We start from the raw sequence: 21,370 nt of genomic DNA on the forward strand, positions 1-21,370 counted from the left end.
CTGGTGTGCCTGGGCGTTGATGGCGGCCGTGGACGTCACCCACGTCCGTTAAGGGCGTCCGCGAGGGGTGGAACGTCGACACGGATTCGAGCGGACAAAGCTCTGGGTTGGTCGAATGAGGGGAATCTGGCGGCGCGCGTGCAGGTGTAGTGCGTGGAATGGACAAAGGTCAGAGCAACAGTGGGCGGCGGTATCCGTTCCACTGGTGGGCGGCGCCTGAGGGGAGTACGGGCGCGAGGTACGCGGTCCGCCCATCGGTGGCAGCGGTGTTCCTGGCTGCTCGACCCGGCGAGTGACCTCATCGCCCATGACCTGGCGGCCGGTGGTCTCGTCGTGGCGCCTCGCCGCCGACCGTCTGTCGTCGGCGGGGCGCACGCCTCTTGAACCTCGCACGGCGCATGTCAGTCGCCCTGCGAGCAGCAGCCACTGTAACGATTCGGGAACCCCCGCCGTCTTTCACGACAACCCTGCCACCACCACGGGAGTCGTACTGGCGGCGGAGTAAGGATCTTGACTTCTCCGTCGGGCAGCTGCACTTTCAGCGCGGGAGTTGGGTTCCACATGAGAAGACGCAAGTTTCGTTCCCGCCTCGGACTCCTGGCCGCCGTGGCCGTCGCCGGAGCCGTTGTCGGCCCGGTGAGCGCGCACGCGGCCGGTACGGCGAGCGCCGGGGCGACGAGCGTGCGCGCCGACTTCAACGCCGACGGCTACACGGACCTCGCCGTCGCCGCCCCCTGGGGCACGGTCGGCGGGTACGCCCGTGCCGGGTACGTGAGCGTCGTGTACGGCTCCTCGCAGGGGCTGGACATCAAGCACCGGCAGGTCATCAGCCAGAACACGGCCGGCATACCCGGCGCCGCCGAGACCGGCGACTGGTTCGGCTGGGGCCTGTCCCTCGGCGACCTGGACGGCGACGGATACACGGACCTGGTCGTCGGTGCGAGCGGCGAGGACATCGGGACCGTGGATGACGCGGGCACCGTGACCGTCGTCTGGGGCGGGAGGGCGGGGCTGTCCGGCGGCAAGGTCGTGGCCGCCGGCGGCACGCTCGGCCTGGTCGCGCCCCGGCATGTCACCGTCGGCGACTTCAACGGTGACGGTCACCTCGACGTGGCCACGGACAACCGCCTGCTGAGCGGTCCGTTCACCCGCACCGCCGGTGCCGCGGCGTCCGCGGACATCGCCTTCGACCTCAGCTACGAAGACGCCGGCTTCGTCATCGACGACGTCGCCGCCGGGGACGTCGACCACGACGGCATCACCGACCTCGTCGGGCTCGTCCACACCCCCACAGAGGAGGGGCCGCCGGGCGCCGCCTATCGCATCGCCTACCTCCACGGCACCAAGCAGGGGCTGAGCGACCCGGTCGTCCTGAAGCGGTCCGACGGCACCAGCATGCCCGGCGGCTCCAGCCTCGGCATCGGCGACGTGAACAAGGACGGGTACGCAGACCTGGTCGTCGGGCGCCCCGTCGACGGCCAAGGTGAGCGATCCGTCGAACCGGCGCTCCTCGGCGGGCAGGTCGGGGTGGTGTACGGCTCGGCGAGCGGGCCCGACACCTCCCGTACGACGGTGATCAACCAGGACACGGCGGGCGTGCCCGGAGTGTCCGAGTACGGCGACGACTTCGGCCTGGGCATCTCCGTCGGGGACACCAACGGCGACGGGTACGCGGACGCGGCCGTCGGCTCCCCGGGTGAGGACATCGGCACGGTCGCCGAGGCGGGCGGCGTGGCCGTGCTGCGCGGCGGAGCGTCCGGCCTCACCGGCAGCGGCGCCGTGTCCTTCAGCCAGAACACCACGGGTGTGCCCGGCACCGCCGAGAAGGGCGACCTCTTCGGCGGGCACACCGCACTGGCCGACACCAACCACGACGGCCGTGCCGAGCTGTACGTCGCCGCGCACGGCGAGAACACCTACGACGGCGCCGTCTGGGCCTTCCGCTCCACCAGCACCGGCCCGACCGCCTCCGGCTCGGTCTCCTTCGGGCCCGCCGACGTCGGCGCGCCCGTCACCGACGCCTGGTTCGGCTACGGCTTCGCCCGCTGACACACAGCCCACGCCCTGTCCCGGGCAACAGCCCCGGCGGACATGTTCCGCCGGGGCTTCCTCTTGTCTGACGCGGCGTGGGCGCGGGGGATCGTCGGCATGCCCGGGGGCTTCCGGTTCTACGATCTTCGTCACACCGGACACACCCTGTCGACGCGATCCGGGGCCACGCTCAAGACACGATGGTCCGTGCGGGGCAGTCCTCGGAGAAGGCGGCGCTGATCTATCAGCACTCCGACGAGGAGCGTCAGGAGGAGGTCGCCGCGGGCCTCGACGCCACCGTCCGGAAGGCTCGGGCCGCCGCAGCTCAGAAGGCACCCGACAAGCCTTCTGGCACGAATCTGGCACGCGGCGGCTGATCACCGAGGACAGCAAAAAGGCCCGGGTCTCTGACCTGGGCCTTAATCATGGAGCGGGTGACGAGAATCGAACTCGCGCTCTCAGCTTGGGAAGCTGATGTTCTACCATTAAACTACACCCGCGTAAGACGCCGGATCGCCCCGGTGTCGAATGCTCGCCCACTGTACCCCATGTGTGGGCCCCCGGTGCTCAGGCCGAGGGGCCTGAGTGCGTTTCAGGTGGGTGGGAGGTGTGGTGACGGAGCTGCGGGGTACCGGAGTTGGGGCGTACGGTGGTCCGGTGGAGCAGGGGCCAGGTGGGGCCGGAGTGCCGCCTGGAGGGTCGTCTCTTCCGTCCCGTAATGTGCCTTTTGTCGTCAGGTGGCAGCAGCCCGACGCGGCTCTGGGGAAGGGACTCTAGGACTTGATGGAGCGCACCGTCGTCCGTTGTGCCGATGGGCACGTGTTCAGCACCGCTTCGTTCCCGATGCAGAAGGCCGAGCGGCTCGGCCCCGGCCGGCTCATGCGCTGTCCGGGGTGTGCCCGGCTCCGCAGTGTCGTGCCGGTGAGCCTGGAGAGGCGGTAGGGCACGCGGCAGAGCGGCTGATCACAGGCGCGTGGGGCCGGTCACGATTGTGGTCGCTCCGCGCGCCTTGCGTATCCTCGGGGCGTGCTTCTCTCAGACAAGGACATCCGGGCCGAGATCGACGCCGGCCGGGTGCGGATCGATCCCTACGACGAATCCATGGTGCAGCCGTCGAGCATCGACGTGCGACTCGACCGCTATTTCCGGGTGTTCGAGAACCACCGCTACCCCCACATCGACCCCTCCGTCGAGCAGCCGGACCTCACCCGGCTCGTCGAGCCGGAGGGCGACGAGCCGTTCATCCTGCATCCGGGGGAGTTCGTCCTCGCCTCGACGTACGAGGTCGTCTCGCTGCCCGACGACCTCGCCTCGCGGCTCGAGGGCAAGAGCTCGCTCGGGCGGCTCGGGCTGGTCACCCACTCCACCGCCGGCTTCATCGACCCCGGTTTCTCCGGGCACGTGACGCTGGAGCTGTCGAACCTCGCGACCCTGCCGATCAAGCTCTGGCCCGGTATGAAGATCGGCCAGCTGTGCATGTTCCGGCTGAGCTCCCCCGCCGAGTTCCCCTACGGCAGCGAACGCTACGGGTCCCGGTACCAGGGCCAGCGCGGGCCGACCCCCTCCCGGTCCTACCTGAATTTCCACCGGACGCAGGTGTGAGCGACACGGGCATGAGCGACATACGAGAGAACCTCAGCTACGAGCAGTTCGGCGTCGCCGTCCGCGAGCTCGCGCAGGCCATCGCCGACGACGGGTACCAGCCCGACATCGTCCTGTCGATCGCCCGCGGCGGCGTCTTCGTGGCGGGCGGGCTCGCCTACGCCCTCGACTGCAAGAACATCCACCTGGTGAACGTCGAGTTCTACACCGGGGTCGGCACCACGCTCGAGATGCCCGTCATGCTCGCGCCCGTCCCCAACGCCATCGACTTCTCCGACAAGAAGGTCCTGATCACCGACGACGTCGCCGACACCGGCAAGACACTCAAACTGGTCCGTGACTTCTGCCTCGACACCGTCGCCGAGGTGCGCAGCGCCGTCGTCTACGAGAAGTCCCAGTCCCTGGTGAAGTGCGAGTACGTGTGGAAGCGCACGGACGACTGGATCAACTTCCCGTGGAGTGTCCTGCCTCCGGTGCACAGGGCGGGCGAGGCGCCGAAGGAGAACAAGGAAGCGCTCTGACCTGGTGACTTCGCTGCGGCGCCCAGTGCCGCATCAGGCTGCCCTCAGTCCAGCCCCTTGCCGGGGCCGCTGGGGAAGCCGGCCCGGACGAGGCGATGGATCCTGGAGCACCTCAGAGGAACAAGTTCTGAAACCGCAGGCCGGTGATCTGCGGCTCCGTCCTTGGTCAACCTTCTGACCACCGGCGGAGCAGTCGATGTTGGTCAGCGTGGGTTGTCGCTGAGCAGCCCCGCACGGCCCGCAGCCTCCCTGAACGGGGACTGCGGGTCGGGGAGGGCGGTCCTCAGGCGGGAATGAGGCCGTGGGGGTTGATGATGAACTTCTCGGCCACTCCTGTGTCGAAGGTCGCGTAGGCCTCGGGGGCGTCGTCGAGGCTGATCACCTTCGTGTTGAGCATGGCGCTCAAGTAGGGCATGCGGTCCCACAGGATCGCCATCATCAGCTCGCGGTTGTAGTGCATGATCGGTGCCTGCCCGGCGGTGATCCGCGGCGACTTGATCCAGGCCTTGCCGAAGTCGATCGGGTACGTTCCCTCTTGCTCGGCCTTCGACTTCGCGAGCGGGTCGGGGCCGTAGACGCCGATGACGCCGGTGGCTCCGCCCGCGCGGGTGGCGTCGATCACCTGGTTGATCGCGTAGGCCGGGTCCATTTCCTCGGCCTCGCGGCCGATGCCGTGCGCCTCGGTGCCGACGTAGTCGACTGCGCAGTCGACCATGGGTTCTCCCAGGATGGCCTCGATCTGGTCGGTGAGCGCGGCGTCCTGGTTCAGGTCGATCGTCTCGCAGCCGTTCCTCTTCACCAGCTCCAGGCGGTCCTTGTTGTGGTCGCCGACGATGATGCAGGACGCCCCGAGGAGGCGCGCCGCTGCTGCGCCGCAGCGGCCGACCGGGCCGGCGCCGGCGATGTACACGGTCGAGCCCGGCTTGGCACCGGCCTCCATGAGGCCGTGGAACGCGGTGGGCAGGATGTCCGAGAGCAGCGCCAGGTCACGGATCTTCGCCATGGCCTGGTCCCTGTCCGGGAAGCGCAGGAGCTGGAAGTCGGCGTACGGGACGAACAGGTACTCGGCCTGGCCGCCGGTCCAGTCGCCCAGGTTGAAGCCGTACGCTCCGCAGGACACCTTGGGGTTCGTGGTCTCGCAGACCTCGGTCCGGCGCGCCTTGCAGTTGCGGCATCGGCCGCAGGCGACATTGAACGGGACGGAGACGAGGTCGCCCTCACTGAGGAACTCGACGTCGGGGCCGAGCTCGATGACCTCCCCGGTCATCTCGTGCCCCATCACCATGCCCTGGGGCACCGGGAAGGACCCGCGGTAGATGTGCAGGTCGCTACCGCAGATGTTGGTGGCGACGATTCTGAGGATGACGCCATGCGGGGCCTTTTTCCCGTTCGGCATCTCAAGCTTGGGGAAGTCGAGTGACTCGACGCGCATGTCTTTCGGGTTCTGGAAGACGACGGCGCGGTTGCTGCTTGCCATGACGATCTCCTCTGCTGATCCAGGGCGACTCGGCCGTGGATGTGCCTGCGGTCATTTCGGTGGCTTTGCGACCTCGGCTTTCCCAAACGTAGGGCTGCCACCTGACCTATGCACGCCGGAACCGGACCCTCCACGCCCGCGTGCCGTCGCACTAACGCTGCGTGCCACGCTCCCGGCCAAGCACGTCATCTCCATCCGGGCAGGTCCGCGCGTTGTTGGCTTTGAGGGCTGACCGATGCAGCAGCGCCCGCTCCCCAGGAGCCCTCGCCCGTCCAGGCCGACGTCCGGGTGACGGGCGCTCGCGAGCGGACCTCGTGCGTCTGCCCGGCGCTGACCTGCGCAAATGATGCCTGCGGACTACCCTCATCCGGTCAATGACGCCTGGAGCGTCCTGCCTCCGGTGCACAGGTCGGGCGAGGCGCCGAATGCGAACAAGGAAGCCCCCTGAGCTGCGGAGCATGGTGATCACCTGGCCCGCTTCCAGGTTCCGCCACCGCTCGGGCGTCAACGGTGCGAGCCGTACAGGCCGGCCGCTCGGGGTCGCCGGGGACGCCCCGCCCGCATGGCGCCGTGACCGCGTGAGAAGGGCCCCCGGCGCGCAGTCGGGGGCCCTTCTCACGCGGTCGTGCGTCAGTGCGTCAGAAGGTGCCGAGCTTCACGATCGACAGCAGGGCGATCAGCTGGATCGCGCTCGCGCCCAGCGCCTTCGGCCAGGGCAGGTCGTGGGAGCGGCTGACCATGAGCGTCAGCAGGACACCGGCCCCGACCCAGGTGGCCCAGCCCAGCATCTGCACGAAGCCGGCGTCGCCGCCGAGGAACATGGCGACGAGCAGGCGCGGCGCGTCCGTGAGGGACATGATCAGCATGGACAGTCCGACCGTGGGCTGCCAGGCGCCGTCGCCCCCGAGCTGGCGGGCCACGGTGTGGGTGACCACGCCGAGGACGAAGGAGCTGATCACCATTGCCACGGCGGTGACCAGGACGATCGGGACCGCGTTCGAGAGCGTGGCGTTGATGGCGTCCTCGCGGGCGCCGTCGAAGCCGAAGACGGCCAGCAGGCCGTAGAGGAACGTCACGGTGAGGGCGGGGCCCCACATCGTGTAGTCGCGCATCCGGAGGAACGTCTGGTTGGGGGCCAGCACGATCCCGCGCAGCAGCTCCTTCCAGTGCAGCCGCGGGCCGATCGGGCCGGCCGGGGCCGAACCGGCCCGGTAGGTCCCGCCCTGCTGGTACGGGTCCTCGCCGACCGAGAAGGCCTGGGTGTGCCCCGGGTTGTTGGCCGCGTACGGGTCGGGGCCGCCCTGCGCGTAGGACCCGTCGCCGAAGTACTCCGGCTCGCCCTGGCCGCCGTAGCCCCCGCCGTTCGACTGCGGCCACTGGCCGCCCCGGGCCCCGCCGCCGTTCCCGTACGGCGGTTGCTGCTGCGGGTGCGGCGCCGACGGGTAGCCGTACGACTGCGCCCGGGGCGCCTGCTGTCCGTACGGGGGTTGTTGGGGGCGCGTTTGCGGGGCCCGGTTGTCCCGGCCGCCGCGTCCGTTCCTGAATCCAGCCACGTCTTCGAACGTACCTGGTCCCGGAGAGTGACGTGCGAGGCCGGGGGATTCGGGACCGCCTTTGCTGCCGAGCTGTGACATCCCCTAGGGGGATCGCGGGAGGGCTGTCCTACCTGAGCAGGCCCCTGCTCCATCCGGAGGAGGGGCCTGCTCCATCCGGAGTACCGGACTGCTTGCTCCATCCGGCTTGCTCCGGCTCCCTCCCGCCGCTCTGCTCAGCCGCCCAGCACGTTGCCGAAGTACGCGGTGCCCGACGGGCCGCCCAGGGTGGTGCTGCCGAAGGACGTGGCGCCGGTGGCCGTGGTGCCGGAGGAGGAGCCGCGCAGCACCCAGACCGAGCCCGCCCCGTCGTTCTCGCCGCGGGCGCCGGCCACCAGCTCCGCGCGGTGGTCTCCGTCGGCGTCGGTGAGGAAGACCGCGTCGCCGAAGAAGTCCTGCGACTCGGCGGTGCCGGGGACGCCGGAGGTGTCCTGGGAGAAGGACTTGGCGCCGGTGCCGGTCAGGCCGGTCGCCGAGCCGCGCAGCACGACCACCGCGCCGGCGCCCCGCTTGGCTCCCAGGTCCTCGTCGGCGACGCCGACCGCGATGTCGGGGTAGCCGTCGCCGTTGGTGTCGCCGGCCGCGAGGCTCCAGCCGAAGGCGTCGCCCTTCTCGGCCGAGCCGGGCACGCCGGCCGTGTCCTGGGTGATGCGGACCGGCGTACGGCTGCTCAGGCCGCCCGAGGCGCCGTAGGTGACGGTGAGCGCGCCGCCCAAGCCGCCGTTCGGCTCGGTGGTCGACTTCTCCATGAAGTTGCCGGTGACGATGTCGCCGTAGCCGTCCTTGTCGACGTCGGCGACCACGGCCGCGTAACCGCCGGCGAGCTTCTTGCCGGGGGTGGGGCCGGTGGCGGAGCCGGTGTAGAGGACGCTGCGGGTGCGGTACTCGCCCGAGGTGGTCTCCTCCTGGCCGAGGACCACCAGGTCGGTCCTGCCGTCGCCGTTGACCTCGCCCGCGACGAGGGAGCTCGGGACGACGCCGGTCTGCTCCACCGGGTCGATGCCGAGGAGCGAGGCCGCCTGGCCGGTGCGGGAGAGGGGGCCGCGGAAGACGCTCAGCGAGGGCGAGGCGTTGTTCAGGGCGGCCAGGTCGGTCTTGCCGTCGCCGTCGAAGTCGCCCGCCGCCACGGACCAGCCGAGCTCGTTGCGGTACTTCGGCAGCGGGGAGGAGATGTCGGTGCCGGAGGTGATGCCGGCCGCCCCGCCCCAGAGCACCGTGAGGGTGCCGTAGTCGTCGGTGGAGCCGATGCGCTCGGCGTGCACGCCGACCACGACGTCGGTGTAGCCGTCGCCGTCGAAGTCGCCCGTGGTCAGGCGGTCTCCGAAGTAGTCGCCCGACTCGGGAGTGCCGGGGATGCCGGTGGTCGCCTGGCTGATGATCTGGCGCCTGGTGGTGTCGAGGCCGTGGGAGGTGCCGTAGACGACGGCGACGTAGCCCGCGCCGGACCTGCTGGAGACCTTGGCGATGGGGGCGGCGATCACGAGGTCCCGGTGGCCGTCGCCGTTGAAGTCGCCGGAGAGGCCGGAGGGGGCGGCGGCGGCCGTGGGGGCGGGCAGGACGGTGAGCAGGCCGGTGGTCAGGGCCGCGGTGAGGGTGGAGGCGGCCAGCAGGAGAGTGCGCTTGCGCATTCCGGTCCGTTCTGGGGTGGGTGGCGGTCGGGCCCGGAGCGGGCCCGGCGGGCGCCGGGGTCGGCGCTCAGGAGACCTCCCGCCGGAGGTAAGGGTTGTACGTGAATCCGGTAAATGTTCGGGTCGGCTGCGGGAATCTCTGATTCCGCCGTGGCCGGTATGCCCGTCGTCCGCCCGGTGGGGCCGGAGGGCAGGATGGGGGCATGAGCGTAGTGAAGATCAATGTGCTGACCGTGCCGGCCGAGCAGCGGGAGACGCTGGAGAAGCGGTTCGCCTCGCGCGCGCACGCCGTGGAGAACTCCGACGGGTTCGAGTGGTTCGAGCTGCTCCGCCCGGTCGAGGGCACCGACACCTATCTCGTCTACACCCGCTGGCGGGACGAGGAGGCGTTCCAGGTCTGGATGGAGGGGCCGATGAAGGCGGCGCACCAGGGCGCCGGGCAGGGTGCGGAGGGCGGAAGGGGCGGTGAGGGCGGGGAGCGGCCGCGGCCCGCGGCCTCCGGCGCCACGCTGTGGTCCTTCGAGGTGGTGCAGCAGGCGGGGCCGAAGGGCGAGTAGTCCGCCCGCGCCCCCTGGTACAGGACGACGCCCCCATGTCCGTACGGGACATGGGGGCGTCGGTCGTGATGACGCGGCCGGTTACTTCACCGGCTCCGGCTCCGGCTCGCTCTCGGCCTCCGTCTCGCCCGCCGGGTCGGCCGGCGTCTTGACGGAGTCCAGGAGCAGCTGGGCGACGTCGACGACCTGGATCGACTCCTTGGCCTTGCCGTCGTTCTTCTTGCCGTTCACGGAGTCCGTGAGCATGACGAGGCAGAACGGGCAGGCCGTGGACACGATGTCGGGGTTCAGCGACAGGGCCTCGTCGACGCGCTCGTTGTTGATGCGCTTGCCGATGCGCTCCTCCATCCACATCCGCGCGCCGCCGGCGCCGCAGCAGAAGCCCCGCTCCTTGTGGCGGTGCATCTCCTCGTTGCGCAGGCCCGGGACCTTGCCGATGATCTCGCGCGGGGGCGTGTAGATCTTGTTGTGGCGGCCCAGGTAGCACGGGTCGTGGTAGGTGATGATGCCCTCGACCGGCGTCACCGGGACCAGCTTGCCCTCGTCGACGAGGTGCTGGAGCAGCTGGGTGTGGTGGATGACCTCGTAGTCGCCGCCGAGCTGCGGGTACTCGTTGCCGATGGTGTTGAGGCAGTGCGGGCAGGTGGCGACGATCTTCTTCGCCGACTTCGGCTTGCGGGACTCCTCGGTGACCTTGCCCTCGTCGTCCGTGTCCTCGCCGAACGCCATGTTCAGCGCCATGACGTTCTCCATGCCGAGCTCCTGGAACAGGGGCTCGTTGCCCAGGCGGCGGGCGGAGTCACCGGTGCACTTCTCGTCGCCGCCCATGATCGCGAACTTGACGCCCGCGATGTGCAGCAGCTCCGCGAAGGCCTTGGTGGTCTTCTTGGCGCGGTCCTCCAGGGCGCCGGCGCAGCCGACCCAGTAGAGGTACTCGACCTCGGTGAGGTCCTCGATGTCCCGGCCGACGACCGGGATCTCGAAGTCGACCTCCTTGGTCCACTCCAGGCGCTGCTTCTTGGCCAGGCCCCAGGGGTTGCCCTTCTTCTCCAGGTTCTTGAGCATCGTGCCCGCCTCGGACGGGAAAGCCGACTCGATCATCACCTGGTAGCGGCGCATGTCGACGATGTGGTCGACGTGCTCGATGTCCACCGGGCACTGCTCGACGCAGGCGCCGCAGGTGGTGCAGGACCACAGGACGTCCGGGTCGATGACGCCGTTCTCCTCGGCGGTGCCGATCAGCGGGCGCTCGGCCTCGGCGAGGGCCGCGGCGGGCACACCGGCGAGCTGCTCCGTGGAGGCCTTCTCCTCGCCCTCCATCGTCTTGCCGCCGCCGGCCAGCAGGTAGGGGGCCTTGGCGTGCGCGTGGTCGCGCAGCGACATGATCAGCAGCTTCGGGGAGAGGGGCTTGCCGGTGTTCCAGGCGGGGCACTGCGACTGGCAGCGGCCGCACTCGGTGCAGGTGGAGAAGTCGAGGAGACCCTTCCAGGAGAACTGCTCGACCTGGGAGACGCCGAAGACGTCGTCCTCGCCCGGGTCCGCGAAGTCGATCGGCTTGCCGCCGCTCGTCATCGGCTGGAGGCCGCCGAGGGCCGTCCCGCCGGCCGCGTCGCGCTTGAACCAGATGTTCGGGAACGCGAGGAAGCGGTGCCAGGCCACACCCATGTTGGTGTTCAGCGAGACCACGATCATCCAGATGAACGAGGTGCCGATCTTGATCGCCGCGACGAGGTAGACCAGGTTCTGCAGCGTGGGGAGGCTCAGTCCCTTGAAGGCCAGGACCAGCGGGTACGAGGCGAAGTACCCGGCCTCGTAGCCCTCGACGTGGTGGAGGGCGCCCTCCAGGCCGCGCAGCACGTAGATCGCCAGGCCGATGGTGAGGATGACGTACTCGACGAAGTACGCCTGGCCGGCCTTGGAGCCCGCGAACCGCGACTTGCGGCCGGGCCGCGAGGGCAGGCTCAGCAGGCGGATCGTGATGAGCACGACGATGCCCAGGACGGTCATCACGCCGATGAACTCGGTGTACATCTCGAACGGCAGGAAGTCGCCGATGACCGGCAGTGTCCAGTCGGCCTGGAAGAGCTGGCCGAACGCCTGCGCGAGGGTCGGCGGCAGCGTCAGGAAGCCGACGGCGACGAACCAGTGGGCGAAGCCCACGATCCCCCACCGGTTCATGCGCGTGTGGCCGAGGAACTCCCTTACCAGGGTCACGCTGCGCTGGTAGGGGTTGTCGGTCCGGCTGCCGGCGGGCACGGGCTGGCCCAGCTTGAAGTACCGGACGAACTGGCCGATGGCGCGGGCGAGCAGCGCGACGCCGACCACGGTCAGTACCAGCGACACGATGATCGCGGCGAGTTGCATGGGGGCTCCTCGGGCCTGCGAGGTTCTCTTCGAGCGGCTCCCGCGACGGGGACCGCGGGAGAGGACGGAGATTACTAAGCGGTAACTTATGCAGTTCGACTGAGACTACCCCCATCCTGCGACGCAATGTAGCCGAGCGCGGGGTGATCTCGGTCGCTGAGGGTTGCCTGACGATCCATTCGTGTTATTCGCACCCAATCAGTACATTCACCCCTAATTTAAGAACCGTGCTCTACGGGATCGTCACCGCCATCACCGCTCTGCTCCTCGCCGCCCTGCTCTCGGCGCTGCTCCGGACGGCCGCCCTGCGGCTGGGGCTCGTCGACCGGCGGCGGATGCGGCCGGTGCCGCTGCTCGGGGGCGTGGCCGTGGTGGCCAGCACCTGCCTGGTCGCCGCGGCGGGGGGCTGGACGGGGGCCGCGCCGCTCAGCGACCCGGTCGGCGGGCTGCTGGTCGCGGGGGCCGCGGTCGCCCTCCTCGGCCTGGCCGCCGACCTGTGGCGGCTGAGGACACGGCTCCTGCTGGTGGGCGCGGCCGTCGCGGCCGCCTTCGTGGTGCCCTACGACGAGACCGGGCTGCCCGCCGGGATCTGCGCCGTGGTCTGGATCGCCTGTGTGGCGGCCGCTTTCCGGGGGCTGGACCACGCGGACGGTCTGGCGGGCACAGTGGGCGTGGTTACCGCCTTCGGGGTGGGCGCCTGTGCGGCGGCCGAGGTGATGGACGACCTGGCGGCGCTGTTGAGCGTGCTGGCGGCCGCCCTCACCGGCTTCCTGATGCACAACTGGCCGCCCGCGCGGATCGCGTTCGGCGCCTGCGGCTCCCTGTTCACCGGCTTCGTACTGGCCTCGGCGGCGGTGCTCACCCGCAGCGGGTACGACTCCCTCTCCAGCGCGGCGGTGCTGTTCGCGCTCACCGCCACGGCCGCCGCGGACGCCCTCGTCGTGCTGCTGTCCCGGTGGCCGGCGCTCTTCCGGTGGCCGGCCCGGCGGCCCGCGCCGCGCCGCGGGCCGGACCATCTCGCGCACCGGCTGCGCCGGCTCGGGATCACCCCGCCGGGTGCCACCGTCCTGCTGGGTGTGGGCACCTTCTCCGCGGTACTCGTGGGGGTGCTGGTGCACACGGGCTGGCTGCCGTGGACCGGCGGCCTGTGGGTGGCCGGCGTGGCCCTGGTGGCCGTGCTCGCACTGCTGCGGGTCCGGGGGTACGGCCCCCGGCGCCCCGGCGAGACCCGTCACACCCGGATTCGGACCGGCGTCCACGGGGCCCCGGTGACCCGGAGCCGGACCGGCGTCCACCGGACGGGCCTGCGTGAGACCCCGCCCGTCCGAGGGCGGACGGGCGCCCGCGAGGTCCCGCCCACCCGAGGGGAGGCGGCCGTCCGAGCGCCCCGGTCCGCCCGCGGTCAGTCAACCCAGGGGACCGGTCGTCACCCTCAGGTCACCCCGCGGCCGCCCCGGCAGTCCACATCGGCGCAGGTCAGCGAGTCCTTGCGCGTAAGGGATGGATAAGACTTGAGTCGGAGCGGCTCAGGTCTGTTGACCGCATGGCGAGCCTCATGCACACTTGAGTCCGTTCCACTCAAGTCAGCTGGAGGAATTCACCATGGCACGTGCGGTCGGCATCGACCTGGGCACGACTAACTCCGTCGTCAGCGTTCTGGAGGGCGGCGAGCCCACCGTCATCACCAACGCCGAGGGCGCCAGGACCACGCCGTCCGTCGTCGCCTTCGCCAAGAACGGCGAGGTGCTGGTCGGCGAGGTGGCCAAGCGTCAGGCCGTGACGAACGTCGACAGGACCATCCGGTCGGTCAAGCGCCACATGGGCACCGACTGGAAGATCAACCTCGACGGCAAGGACTTCAACCCCCAGCAGATCAGCGCGTTCGTGCTGCAGAAGCTGAAGCGGGACGCCGAGTCCTACCTGGGCGAGAAGGTGACCGACGCGGTCATCACCGTCCCGGCGTACTTCAACGACGCCGAGCGCCAGGCCACCAAGGAGGCCGGCGAGATCGCGGGCCTGAACGTGCTGCGCATCGTCAACGAGCCGACGGCCGCCGCTCTCGCGTACGGCCTCGACAAGGACGACCAGACCATCCTGGTCTTCGACCTCGGTGGCGGCACCTTCGACGTCTCGCTGCTGGAGATCGGCGACGGCGTCGTCGAGGTGAAGGCCACCAACGGTGACAACCACCTCGGTGGTGACGACTGGGACCAGCGTGTCGTCGACTACCTGGTCAAGCAGTTCCAGTCCGGTCACGGCGTGGACCTGAGCAAGGACAAGATGGCCCTCCAGCGCCTGCGTGAGGCGGCGGAGAAGGCCAAGATCGAACTGTCCTCGTCCACCGAGACCACGATCAACCTGCCCTACATCACCGCGTCCGCCGAGGGCCCGCTGCACCTGGACGAGAAGCTCAGCCGGGCTCAGTTCCAGCAGCTGACGGCCGACCTGCTGGAGCGCTGCAAGACGCCGTTCCACAACGTCATCAAGGACGCCGGCATCCAGCTCGGCGAGATCGACCACGTCGTCCTCGTCGGTGGCTCCACCCGTATGCCCGCCGTCGCCGAGCTCGTCAAGGAGCTGACCGGCGGCAAGGAGGCCAACAAGGGCGTGAACCCGGACGAGGTCGTCGCCATCGGCGCCTCGCTCCAGGCCGGTGTCCTCAAGGGTGAGGTCAAGGACGTCCTGCTCCTCGACGTGACCCCGCTGTCCCTCGGTATCGAGACCAAGGGCGGCATCATGACCAAGCTCATCGAGCGCAACACGACCATCCCGACCAAGCGGTCGGAGATCTTCACCACGGCCGAGGACAACCAGCCGTCGGTGCAGATCCAGGTCTACCAGGGCGAGCGCGAGATCGCGGCCTACAACAAGAAGCTCGGCATGTTCGAGCTGACCGGTCTGCCGCCGGCGCCGCGCGGCGTCCCGCAGATCGAGGTCTCCTTCGACATCGACGCCAACGGCATCATGCACGTCACGGCGAAGGACCTCGGCACCGGCAAGGAGCAGAAGATGACCGTCACCGGCGGCTCCTCGCTCCCGAAGGACGAGGTCGACCGGATGCGCGAGGAGGCCGAGCGCTACGCGGAGGAGGACCACAAGCGCCGCGAGGCCGCCGAGACCCGCAACCAGGGCGAGCAGCTCGTCTACCAGACCGAGAAGTTCCTCAAGGACAACGAGGACAAGGTCCCGGGCGAGATCAAGACCGAGGTCGAGGAGGCCGTCGCCGAGCTGAAGGAGAAGCTCAAGGGCGAGGACACCACCGAGATCCGCACCGCCACGGAGAAGGTCGCCGCCGTCTCCCAGAAGCTCGGCCAGGCGATGTACGCCGACGCCCAGGCCGCGCAGGCCGCGGGCGGCGAGTCCGCCGGCGCCGGTGAGGCCAGGGCCGACGACGACGTGGTGGACGCCGAGATCGTCGACGACGAGCGCAAGGACGGTGCCGCGTGACGGAGGAGACCCCGGGCTTCGACGAGCAGCAGTCTCAGCAGCCCGACGTCCCCTCCGGCGCCACCTCTGACGACGCCGAGCCGCAGGCCGCCGCCTCCTCCCAGGAGAAGGAGGCGGCCCCGGCCGGGGACGAGGGCCGCGTGGCGGGCCTGACGGCGCAGCTGGACCAGGCACGCACGGCGCTGAGTGAGCGGACGGCGGACCTGCAGCGGCTGCAGGCCGAGTTCCAGAACTACCGGCGCCGGGTCGAGCGCGACCGCGTCACGGTCAAGGAGATCGCCGTCGCGAATCTCCTGACCGAACTCCTGCCCGTGCTCGACGACATCGGGCGCGCACGGGAGCACGGCGAACTGGTGGGCGGTTTCAAGTCCGTCGCCGAGTCGACGGAGACCGTGGCGGCCAAGATGGGCCTCCAGCAGTTCGGCAAGGAGGGCGAGCCCTTCGACCCGACGATCCACGAGGCCCTGATGCACTCCTACGCCCCGGACGTCACGGAGACGACGTGCGTGGCGATTCTGCAGCCCGGGTACCGGATCGGCGAGCGCACCATCCGCCCCGCGCGGGTGGCGGTGGCCGAGCCCCAGCCGGGCGCGCAGACGGTCAAGCCGGCCGAGGAGTCGGGCCAGGCCAAGGCCGAGGAGCCGGCCGAGGACAAGGAGAGCGGTGGCCCGGACGAGGGCTGACGTCGACACGAACGCAGGGAAGGAGGGACGTCGGGGATGAGCACCAAGGACTTCATCGAGAAGGACTACTACAAGGTCCTCGGCGTCCCCAAGGACGCCACCGACGCCGAGATCAAGAAGGCGTACCGGAAGCTCGCCCGCGAGTTCCACCCGGACGCCAACAAGGGCAACGCCAGGGCCGAGGAGCGCTTCAAGGAGATCTCCGAGGCGAACGACGTCCTCGGTGACCCCAAGAAGCGCAAGGAGTACGACGAGGCCCGCGCACTCTTCGGCAGCGGCGGGTTCCGCCCGGGGCCGGGCGCGGGCGGAGGCTCGTTCAACTTCGACCTGGGCGACCTCTTCGGAGGCGGCGCCCAGGGCGGGGGCACCGGCGGCTTCGGCGGTGGCATAGGTGACGTCTTCGGGGGCCTGTTCAACCGCGGCGGCGCGGGCGCCACGCGCACCCAGCCCCGGCGCGGCCAGGACATCGAGTCCGAGGTCACGCTGAGCTTCACGGAGGCCATCGAGGGCGCGACGGTTCCGCTGCGCATGTCCTCGCAGTCGCCGTGCAAGGCCTGTTCGGGCACCGGCGACAAGAACGGCACGCCGCGCGTGTGCCCGACCTGCGTCGGCACCGGCCAGGTGGCCCGCGGCTCGGGCGGCGGTTTCTCGCTCACCGACCCCTGCCCGGACTGCAAGGGCCGCGGCCTGATCGCCGAGCACCCGTGCGAGGTGTGCAAGGGCTCGGGCCGTGCCAAGTCGTCCCGCACGATGCAGGTGCGCATCCCCGCGGGCGTCTTCGACGGCCAGCGCATCCGGCTTCGCGGCAAGGGCGCGCCGGGCGAGCGGGGCGGCCCCTCGGGCGACCTGTACGTGGTCGTGCACGTGGGCGCCCACCCGGTCTTCGGCCGCAAGGACGACAACCTCACCGTCACGGTGCCCGTCACCTTCGCGGAGGCGGCCCTCGGCGGCGAGGTGCGGGTCCCGACGCTCGGCGGCCCCCCCGTGACGCTGAAGCTGCCGCCGGGCACGCCGAACGGCCGGACCATGCGGGCCCGGGGCAAGGGCGCGGTCCGCAAGGACGGCACCCGCGGGGACCTGCTGGTCACCGTCGAGGTGAGTGTCCCGAAGGACTTGGTGGGGAAGGCTCGTGACGCACTGGAGGCGTATCGCGAGGCGACCGCGGGCGAGGACCCGCGGGCGGAGCTGTTCGAGGCCGCGAAGGGAGCATGAGTGAGATGGACGGGCGCCGCCGCAACCCGTACGAACTGACGGAAGAGACACCGGTGTACGTCATCTCGGTGGCCGCTCAGCTCTCCGGACTGCACCCCCAGACGCTCCGTCAGTACGACCGGCTGGGCCTGGTCTCGCCCGACCGCACCGCCGGGCGGGGCCGCCGCTATTCGGCCCGTGACATCGAACTGCTCCGTCAGGTGCAGCAGTTGTCGCAGGACGAGGGCATCAACCTGGCCGGCATCAAGCGGATCATCGAACTGGAGAACCAGGTCGTCGCGCTCCAGTCCCGGGTGGCGGAGCTGGAGGCGGCCCTGGACGGAGCCGCGGCCGCCATGCGTCAGCGCGAGGCCGCCGTGCACGCCTCCTACCGCCGGGACCTGGTCCCGTACCAGGAGGTCCAGCAGACCAGCGCGCTGGTGGTGTGGCGTCCCAAGAAGGCCAAGGACTGACCCCGCCCGCGAGGGCCACGGCGAAGGGGCCGGGAGGCAGCAGCCTCCCGGCCCCTTCGTGTGCCCGCGCCCGCTGCGGCCGGGCCGCAGCGGGCGCGGGCGTCAGGTGGACATGTGTGTGCCCGCCGGCGCGGACTCGGTCCCGTCCGGGTAGGCGAGCGTGACCCGGTAGTAGACGGTGGAGCCGGCCGGCGCCGTGGTGTCCGTGTACCGGTCGGTGCCGGTGACGGGCGTGTCGGTGAGCCGGACCCAGCGGCCGCCGGTGTGGTCCCAGCGGTCGACGTGGAAGCCGGTGGCGGTGCCGTGGGTGTCGTGCTCGGCGTCGTAGGACACGCGGAGCTCGCCCCACGCGTCCCGCACGGACAGGACGCCGACGTCCTCGGGGTAGGTCTCGTCCGGCCTGAGGTCGAGTTCGGTGACGTCGACGGTGGTGGCGGAGGCGACGTCCAGGGCGTTGCCGTCCCGGTCCACGGCGATCACCGCGTAGCGCAGGCGCTCGCCGTCGGGCAGGTTCGGGTCGCGGTTGTCGGACCACACGGTGCCGTAGGGGAGGATTCCGGTGATGTCGGTGTAGGTCCAGCTGCCGTCGGCGTACACGCCCCGGTGGATCTCGTAGTGGTCGATGTCGTCGGCCGTGCTGTCGTCCCAGTCGAGGCGGACGCCGTTCTCCACGGGTGTCGCGGTCAGGCCGGTCACCACGCCGGGGGCGGTGAAGTCGCCGACGTGGTCGACGGTGATCTTCTCCGAGGCGGGACCGACGTTGCCCGCGTCGTCGATGGCCCGGACCCAGTAGGTGTGCGTGGAGGAGCGCGCGACGTCGCGGTCCACGAACGAGCCGTAGGAGACCCCGAGCCGGGCCCCGTCGCGGTACACCTCGAAGCCGTTCAGCGGGGATTCCGGGTCCTGCTGCCACGACCAGGTGAGCGTCACCTCGTGCTCCCCGTCGACGGCCTCGAAGTCGTCGGGGACGAAGGACGGCGGGGTCCAGTCATTGGTGCTGTACACGGCCGTGCCGGAGACCGCCGACTCGTTGCCGTGCGTGTCGACGGCGGTGACGACGTAGTAGTAGAAGTCGCCGGTCTGCGGCGGGTTGTCGGTGAAGCCCTGGTGGACCAGGCCGGTGCCGCTCACCAGGTTCGCGGCGGTCGGCGCGACGGTCTGCTGCCGGGAGCGGTAGACGCGGTAGCCGGCCACGTCGGCATCGGGGCTGCTGTCCCAGTACAGCGTCACCTTGGTGACGTCGCCGATGGCCCAGTTGTCCCCCACGCCGCCCGGCGGGACGGGGGCGGTGGTGTCGACGGTGGTGGCGCCCTGGTCCGCGGTGCCCCCCGACTCGTTGCCCGCCCGGTCGACGGCGCGCACCTCGTAGTAGTAGGTCGCGCCGGTCTTCGGCAGCGTGGTGTCCGTGTACGACGTGGAGGTGGTCGTCGCCAGGGGCTTGCTGCCGTAGGAGGTGCCCTTCAGGCGGCGGTAGACGCGGTAGCCGGCGAGGTCCATCTCCACGTTCCTCGACCAGGTGAACACGGCTCTGCCGGTGGCGGGGTCGTACGTCAGGAAGGGCGCGGTCGGCGTCAGCGGCCTGACCTTGTCGACGTCTGCGGAGGTGCGCGGCTTGTAGGTGAAGGCGGCGTTGGCCGTGCCCGTCCAGTTGACGAAGTCGACGCGGAGGGTGTGTTTGCCGGAGGGAACGGTGACGTTGACGGTCTTGCGCACCGTGGACGAGACGTTCTTCCACAGATCGATCTTGCGGACGCCGTCCAGGTAGACGCGGATGCCGTCCTGCGCGGACGCGGCGAGGGCGAAGGGACCGCCGGAGCCGAAGTCGCGGGTGACGGTCCAGCGGACGGCGAAGTAGTTGGAAGGCAGGCCGGAGGCGGGCGCACCGGTGCCCCAGTTCTGGTCGATCGCGCTGTCGCAGTCCGTCTTCTTCGGGGTGCCGGAGAAAGTGGTGTTCGCGTAGAACTGCCGCTTGTAGACGGGGGAGGCGCAACTGACCGCGGCCGAGGCCGGGACGGCGGCCACGCTGAGCGCGCCGGCCGCGGTGGTGAGCACGAGGGCGGCGGCCGTCGTGCGTCTGGCTGGGTTCATTCGGTCCTCTGGTCGACGCCTGAACGGGTGGGCGGAACTTTCGTGATCACGACTCGCGGGGAATGGAATTGGTTGTACGGATCTTTGCCTCTCCGTTAACCGCCGTTGGGTGAAGGGTCCGTAACGCGCGTTTGGAGACGATTCCCCAGTCCCTTCACAAGAGAAGCGGAGGGTGATGTTGCCATCTCGTTAAGTGGCACGGGTTGACGCCGGTACCCGCCTCCGCGTTGGCTTTTCAGTCACCTGGGGCGCAAAGTTGCGCCCGCGTCCGGAAGGCACCAGAAGTGAGCACCTCGATGCGTCGTATCGCCATAGCCGTGGCTGCGCCCACGCTGACCCTCTCGCTGGCCGCCTGCGGCGCGCTCGGTGTATCGGGGAGCGGCAGTGACGCGAGCCCGACCAAGGGCAACGACCTCACGGTGGGCCTGCTGCTGCCGGAGACGGCGAACACGCGCTACGACAAGTTCGACTACCCCATCTTCAAGGCGAAGGTGGCCGAACTCACCCGCAACCAGGGCAAGGTGGACTATGCCAACGCCGGTGCGAGCGCGGACAAGCAGAGCAGCCAGATGCAGCGGATGATCGACGACAAGGTCGACATCATCCTGATCGACGCCGTCGACTCGCACTCCATCGCGGGCGAGGTGAAGAAGGCCAAGGAGGCGGGCATCCCGGTCATCGCCTACGACCGGCTGGCCGAGGGCCCGATCGACGCGTACATCTCCTTCGACAACGAGCTGGTCGGCGAGGTGCAGGGCCGCACCCTCCTGGAGGCGCTGGGCCGGGAGGTCGACAGCTCCTCCAAGATCGTCATGATGAACGGCTCGCCCACCGACCCGAACGCCAAGCAGTTCAAGTCCGGCGCGCTGTCCGAGCTCAACGGCAAGGTGACGGTCGCCAAGTCCTACGACACCAAGGACTGGAAGCCGGAGAACGCCCAGGCCAACATGACCGAGGCGCTCAACGAGATCGGCAAGGACAACCTCGTCGGCGTCTACGCGGCCAACGACGGCATGGCGGGCGGCGTCATCAAGGCGCTGAAGGCCGCAGGAGTCACCAAGATGCCCCCGATCACCGGCCAGGACGCCGAACTCGACGCGGTCCAGCGGATCCTCATCGGCGAGCAGTACATGAGCGTGTACAAGTCCTACCCGACCGAGGCGGAAGCCGCCGCCGACATGGCCGTCGCCAAGGTCCAGGGCCGCGACATCCAGTTCGACTCCCTCACCCGGGACGCGGTCAGCAGCCCGACCGACAAGAACGTCCCGGCCCAGCTCGTCCCCGTGACCGCGCTCACCAAGAGCAACATCAAGTCCACCGTCATCGCCGACGGCATCTACAAGGTCTCCGAGATCTGCACGAGCCGTTACCGGGCGGCGTGCGCGGCCGTCGGCCTCAAGTAGTCGACACCGCACGCCCGCACGCGCACCGCGCCCAGCGCGCGAAGGAGGCCCGGGACCCCGTCCCGGGCCTCCTTCGCGCGTACGGCCGCCGGGCGAAGCTCTTCGCGAGTGCGAACCCTTCCCGGGGGCGGGTGAAGGGGTGCCTCCGGGCGGGTCGCGGCGGACGCTTCCACCTTGCGGCAATGCGCCAGCCGAGGGCCGGTACACAGCGGGCGATACCGGTGGTTACCGGGGGGCACGACCCAGGGAGCCGTGTTGCGGAGCCGGTCCCGTCCGCGCATAGTTGCGCTGCGGAAGACGGAAACCGGGGGTG

The 21,370-nt window shown here is 70.1% G+C and carries 16 protein-coding genes, 1 tRNA gene and 1 pseudogene; 12 read left to right on the forward strand and 6 right to left on the reverse strand.

The window, feature by feature from the left end:
• The first annotated feature begins 158 nt into the window (after window positions 1–158).
• From ACF1A5_RS09435 to ACF1A5_RS09445, 3 genes and pseudogenes are all read left to right on the forward strand, one after another.
• The gene (locus tag ACF1A5_RS09435; protein WP_392192252.1) at window positions 159–296 is read left to right on the forward strand and encodes a DUF6416 domain-containing protein; all 138 of its coding nucleotides are present in this window, start codon (window positions 159–161) and stop codon (window positions 294–296) included.
• Between the two features lie 265 nt (window positions 297–561).
• Entirely contained in the window at window positions 562–2,049 is a 1,488-nt protein-coding gene (locus ACF1A5_RS09440) for an FG-GAP repeat protein (RefSeq protein WP_392192253.1), read from the forward strand.
• Between the two features lie 45 nt (window positions 2,050–2,094).
• A pseudogene (locus tag ACF1A5_RS09445) lies at window positions 2,095–2,408 on the forward strand (site-specific integrase); the annotation flags it as partial.
• Between the two features lie 49 nt (window positions 2,409–2,457).
• On the opposite strand, the gene ACF1A5_RS09450 reads toward ACF1A5_RS09445, so the two are convergent.
• Window positions 2,458–2,531 (reverse strand) — tRNA-Gly (locus tag ACF1A5_RS09450).
• Window positions 2,532–3,057: 526 nt separating this feature from the next.
• On the opposite strand from ACF1A5_RS09450, the gene dcd reads away from it, so the two are divergent.
• Window positions 3,058–3,633 (forward strand): dCTP deaminase, encoded by a 576-nt coding sequence (gene dcd, locus ACF1A5_RS09455; protein WP_356184816.1) that lies wholly within the window; start codon window positions 3,058–3,060, stop codon window positions 3,631–3,633.
• Window positions 3,634–3,644: 11 nt separating this feature from the next.
• Entirely contained in the window at window positions 3,645–4,154 is a 510-nt protein-coding gene (locus ACF1A5_RS09460; protein WP_392192254.1) for a phosphoribosyltransferase, read from the forward strand.
• Window positions 4,155–4,437: 283 nt separating this feature from the next.
• On the opposite strand, the gene ACF1A5_RS09465 is transcribed toward ACF1A5_RS09460, so the two are convergent.
• From ACF1A5_RS09465 to ACF1A5_RS09475, 3 genes are all read right to left on the reverse strand, one after another.
• Entirely contained in the window at window positions 4,438–5,631 is a 1,194-nt protein-coding gene (locus ACF1A5_RS09465) for an alcohol dehydrogenase catalytic domain-containing protein (protein WP_392192255.1), read from the reverse strand.
• 638 nt (window positions 5,632–6,269) lie between these two features.
• The gene (locus ACF1A5_RS09470; protein WP_392192256.1) at window positions 6,270–7,265 is read right to left on the reverse strand and encodes a Yip1 family protein; all 996 of its coding nucleotides are present in this window, start codon (window positions 7,263–7,265) and stop codon (window positions 6,270–6,272) included.
• A gap of 134 nt (window positions 7,266–7,399) precedes the next feature.
• Window positions 7,400–8,851 (reverse strand): FG-GAP and VCBS repeat-containing protein, encoded by a 1,452-nt coding sequence (locus ACF1A5_RS09475; RefSeq protein WP_392192257.1) that lies wholly within the window; start codon window positions 8,849–8,851, stop codon window positions 7,400–7,402.
• A 203-nt stretch (window positions 8,852–9,054) separates the two neighbouring features.
• Here ACF1A5_RS09475 and ACF1A5_RS09480 point away from each other — a divergent pair, with 203 nt between their 5' ends.
• Window positions 9,055–9,408 (forward strand): antibiotic biosynthesis monooxygenase family protein, encoded by a 354-nt coding sequence (locus tag ACF1A5_RS09480; protein ID WP_392192258.1) that lies wholly within the window; start codon window positions 9,055–9,057, stop codon window positions 9,406–9,408.
• A gap of 81 nt (window positions 9,409–9,489) precedes the next feature.
• On the opposite strand, the gene ACF1A5_RS09485 is transcribed toward ACF1A5_RS09480, so the two are convergent.
• On the reverse strand, window positions 9,490–11,772 hold the full coding sequence (locus tag ACF1A5_RS09485; protein ID WP_392192259.1) for a (Fe-S)-binding protein: 2,283 nt from the start codon (window positions 11,770–11,772) through the stop codon (window positions 9,490–9,492).
• A 227-nt stretch (window positions 11,773–11,999) separates the two neighbouring features.
• Between ACF1A5_RS09485 and ACF1A5_RS09490 the strand changes: the two genes are divergently transcribed.
• The 5 genes from ACF1A5_RS09490 to ACF1A5_RS09510 all read left to right on the forward strand — a co-directional run bounded on the left by ACF1A5_RS09490 (window position 12,000) and on the right by ACF1A5_RS09510 (window position 17,566).
• Window positions 12,000–13,280, forward strand: coding sequence for an undecaprenyl/decaprenyl-phosphate alpha-N-acetylglucosaminyl 1-phosphate transferase (locus tag ACF1A5_RS09490; RefSeq protein ID WP_392192260.1), 1,281 nt, complete (start codon window positions 12,000–12,002; stop codon window positions 13,278–13,280).
• A gap of 94 nt (window positions 13,281–13,374) precedes the next feature.
• Entirely contained in the window at window positions 13,375–15,219 is a 1,845-nt protein-coding gene (dnaK, locus tag ACF1A5_RS09495; RefSeq protein ID WP_356184786.1) for a molecular chaperone DnaK, read from the forward strand.
• Complete coding sequence (grpE, locus tag ACF1A5_RS09500; RefSeq protein ID WP_356184783.1) at window positions 15,216–15,902, forward strand: nucleotide exchange factor GrpE; 687 nt, start codon at window positions 15,216–15,218, stop codon at window positions 15,900–15,902. Before dnaK ends, grpE begins: the two co-directional genes overlap by 4 nt.
• Before the next feature lie 36 nt (window positions 15,903–15,938).
• Window positions 15,939–17,114 (forward strand): molecular chaperone DnaJ, encoded by a 1,176-nt coding sequence (dnaJ, locus tag ACF1A5_RS09505; RefSeq protein ID WP_392192261.1) that lies wholly within the window; start codon window positions 15,939–15,941, stop codon window positions 17,112–17,114.
• 5 nt (window positions 17,115–17,119) lie between these two features.
• The gene (locus ACF1A5_RS09510) at window positions 17,120–17,566 is read left to right on the forward strand and encodes a heat shock protein transcriptional repressor HspR (protein WP_356184975.1); all 447 of its coding nucleotides are present in this window, start codon (window positions 17,120–17,122) and stop codon (window positions 17,564–17,566) included.
• Between the two features lie 102 nt (window positions 17,567–17,668).
• Here the strand turns inward: ACF1A5_RS09510 and ACF1A5_RS09515 are convergent, their stop codons facing one another.
• Window positions 17,669–19,654 (reverse strand): PA14 domain-containing protein, encoded by a 1,986-nt coding sequence (locus ACF1A5_RS09515; RefSeq protein ID WP_392192262.1) that lies wholly within the window; start codon window positions 19,652–19,654, stop codon window positions 17,669–17,671.
• Between the two features lie 296 nt (window positions 19,655–19,950).
• Between ACF1A5_RS09515 and ACF1A5_RS09520 the strand changes: the two genes are divergently transcribed.
• Window positions 19,951–21,057 (forward strand): sugar ABC transporter substrate-binding protein, encoded by a 1,107-nt coding sequence (locus tag ACF1A5_RS09520; protein WP_392192436.1) that lies wholly within the window; start codon window positions 19,951–19,953, stop codon window positions 21,055–21,057.
• The last annotated feature ends 313 nt before the right edge of the window (window positions 21,058–21,370 follow it).

The organism is Streptomyces sp. NPDC014864, from assembly GCF_043081525.1.
In the GTDB taxonomy this organism is placed as follows: Bacteria; Actinomycetota; Actinomycetes; order Streptomycetales; family Streptomycetaceae; genus Streptomyces.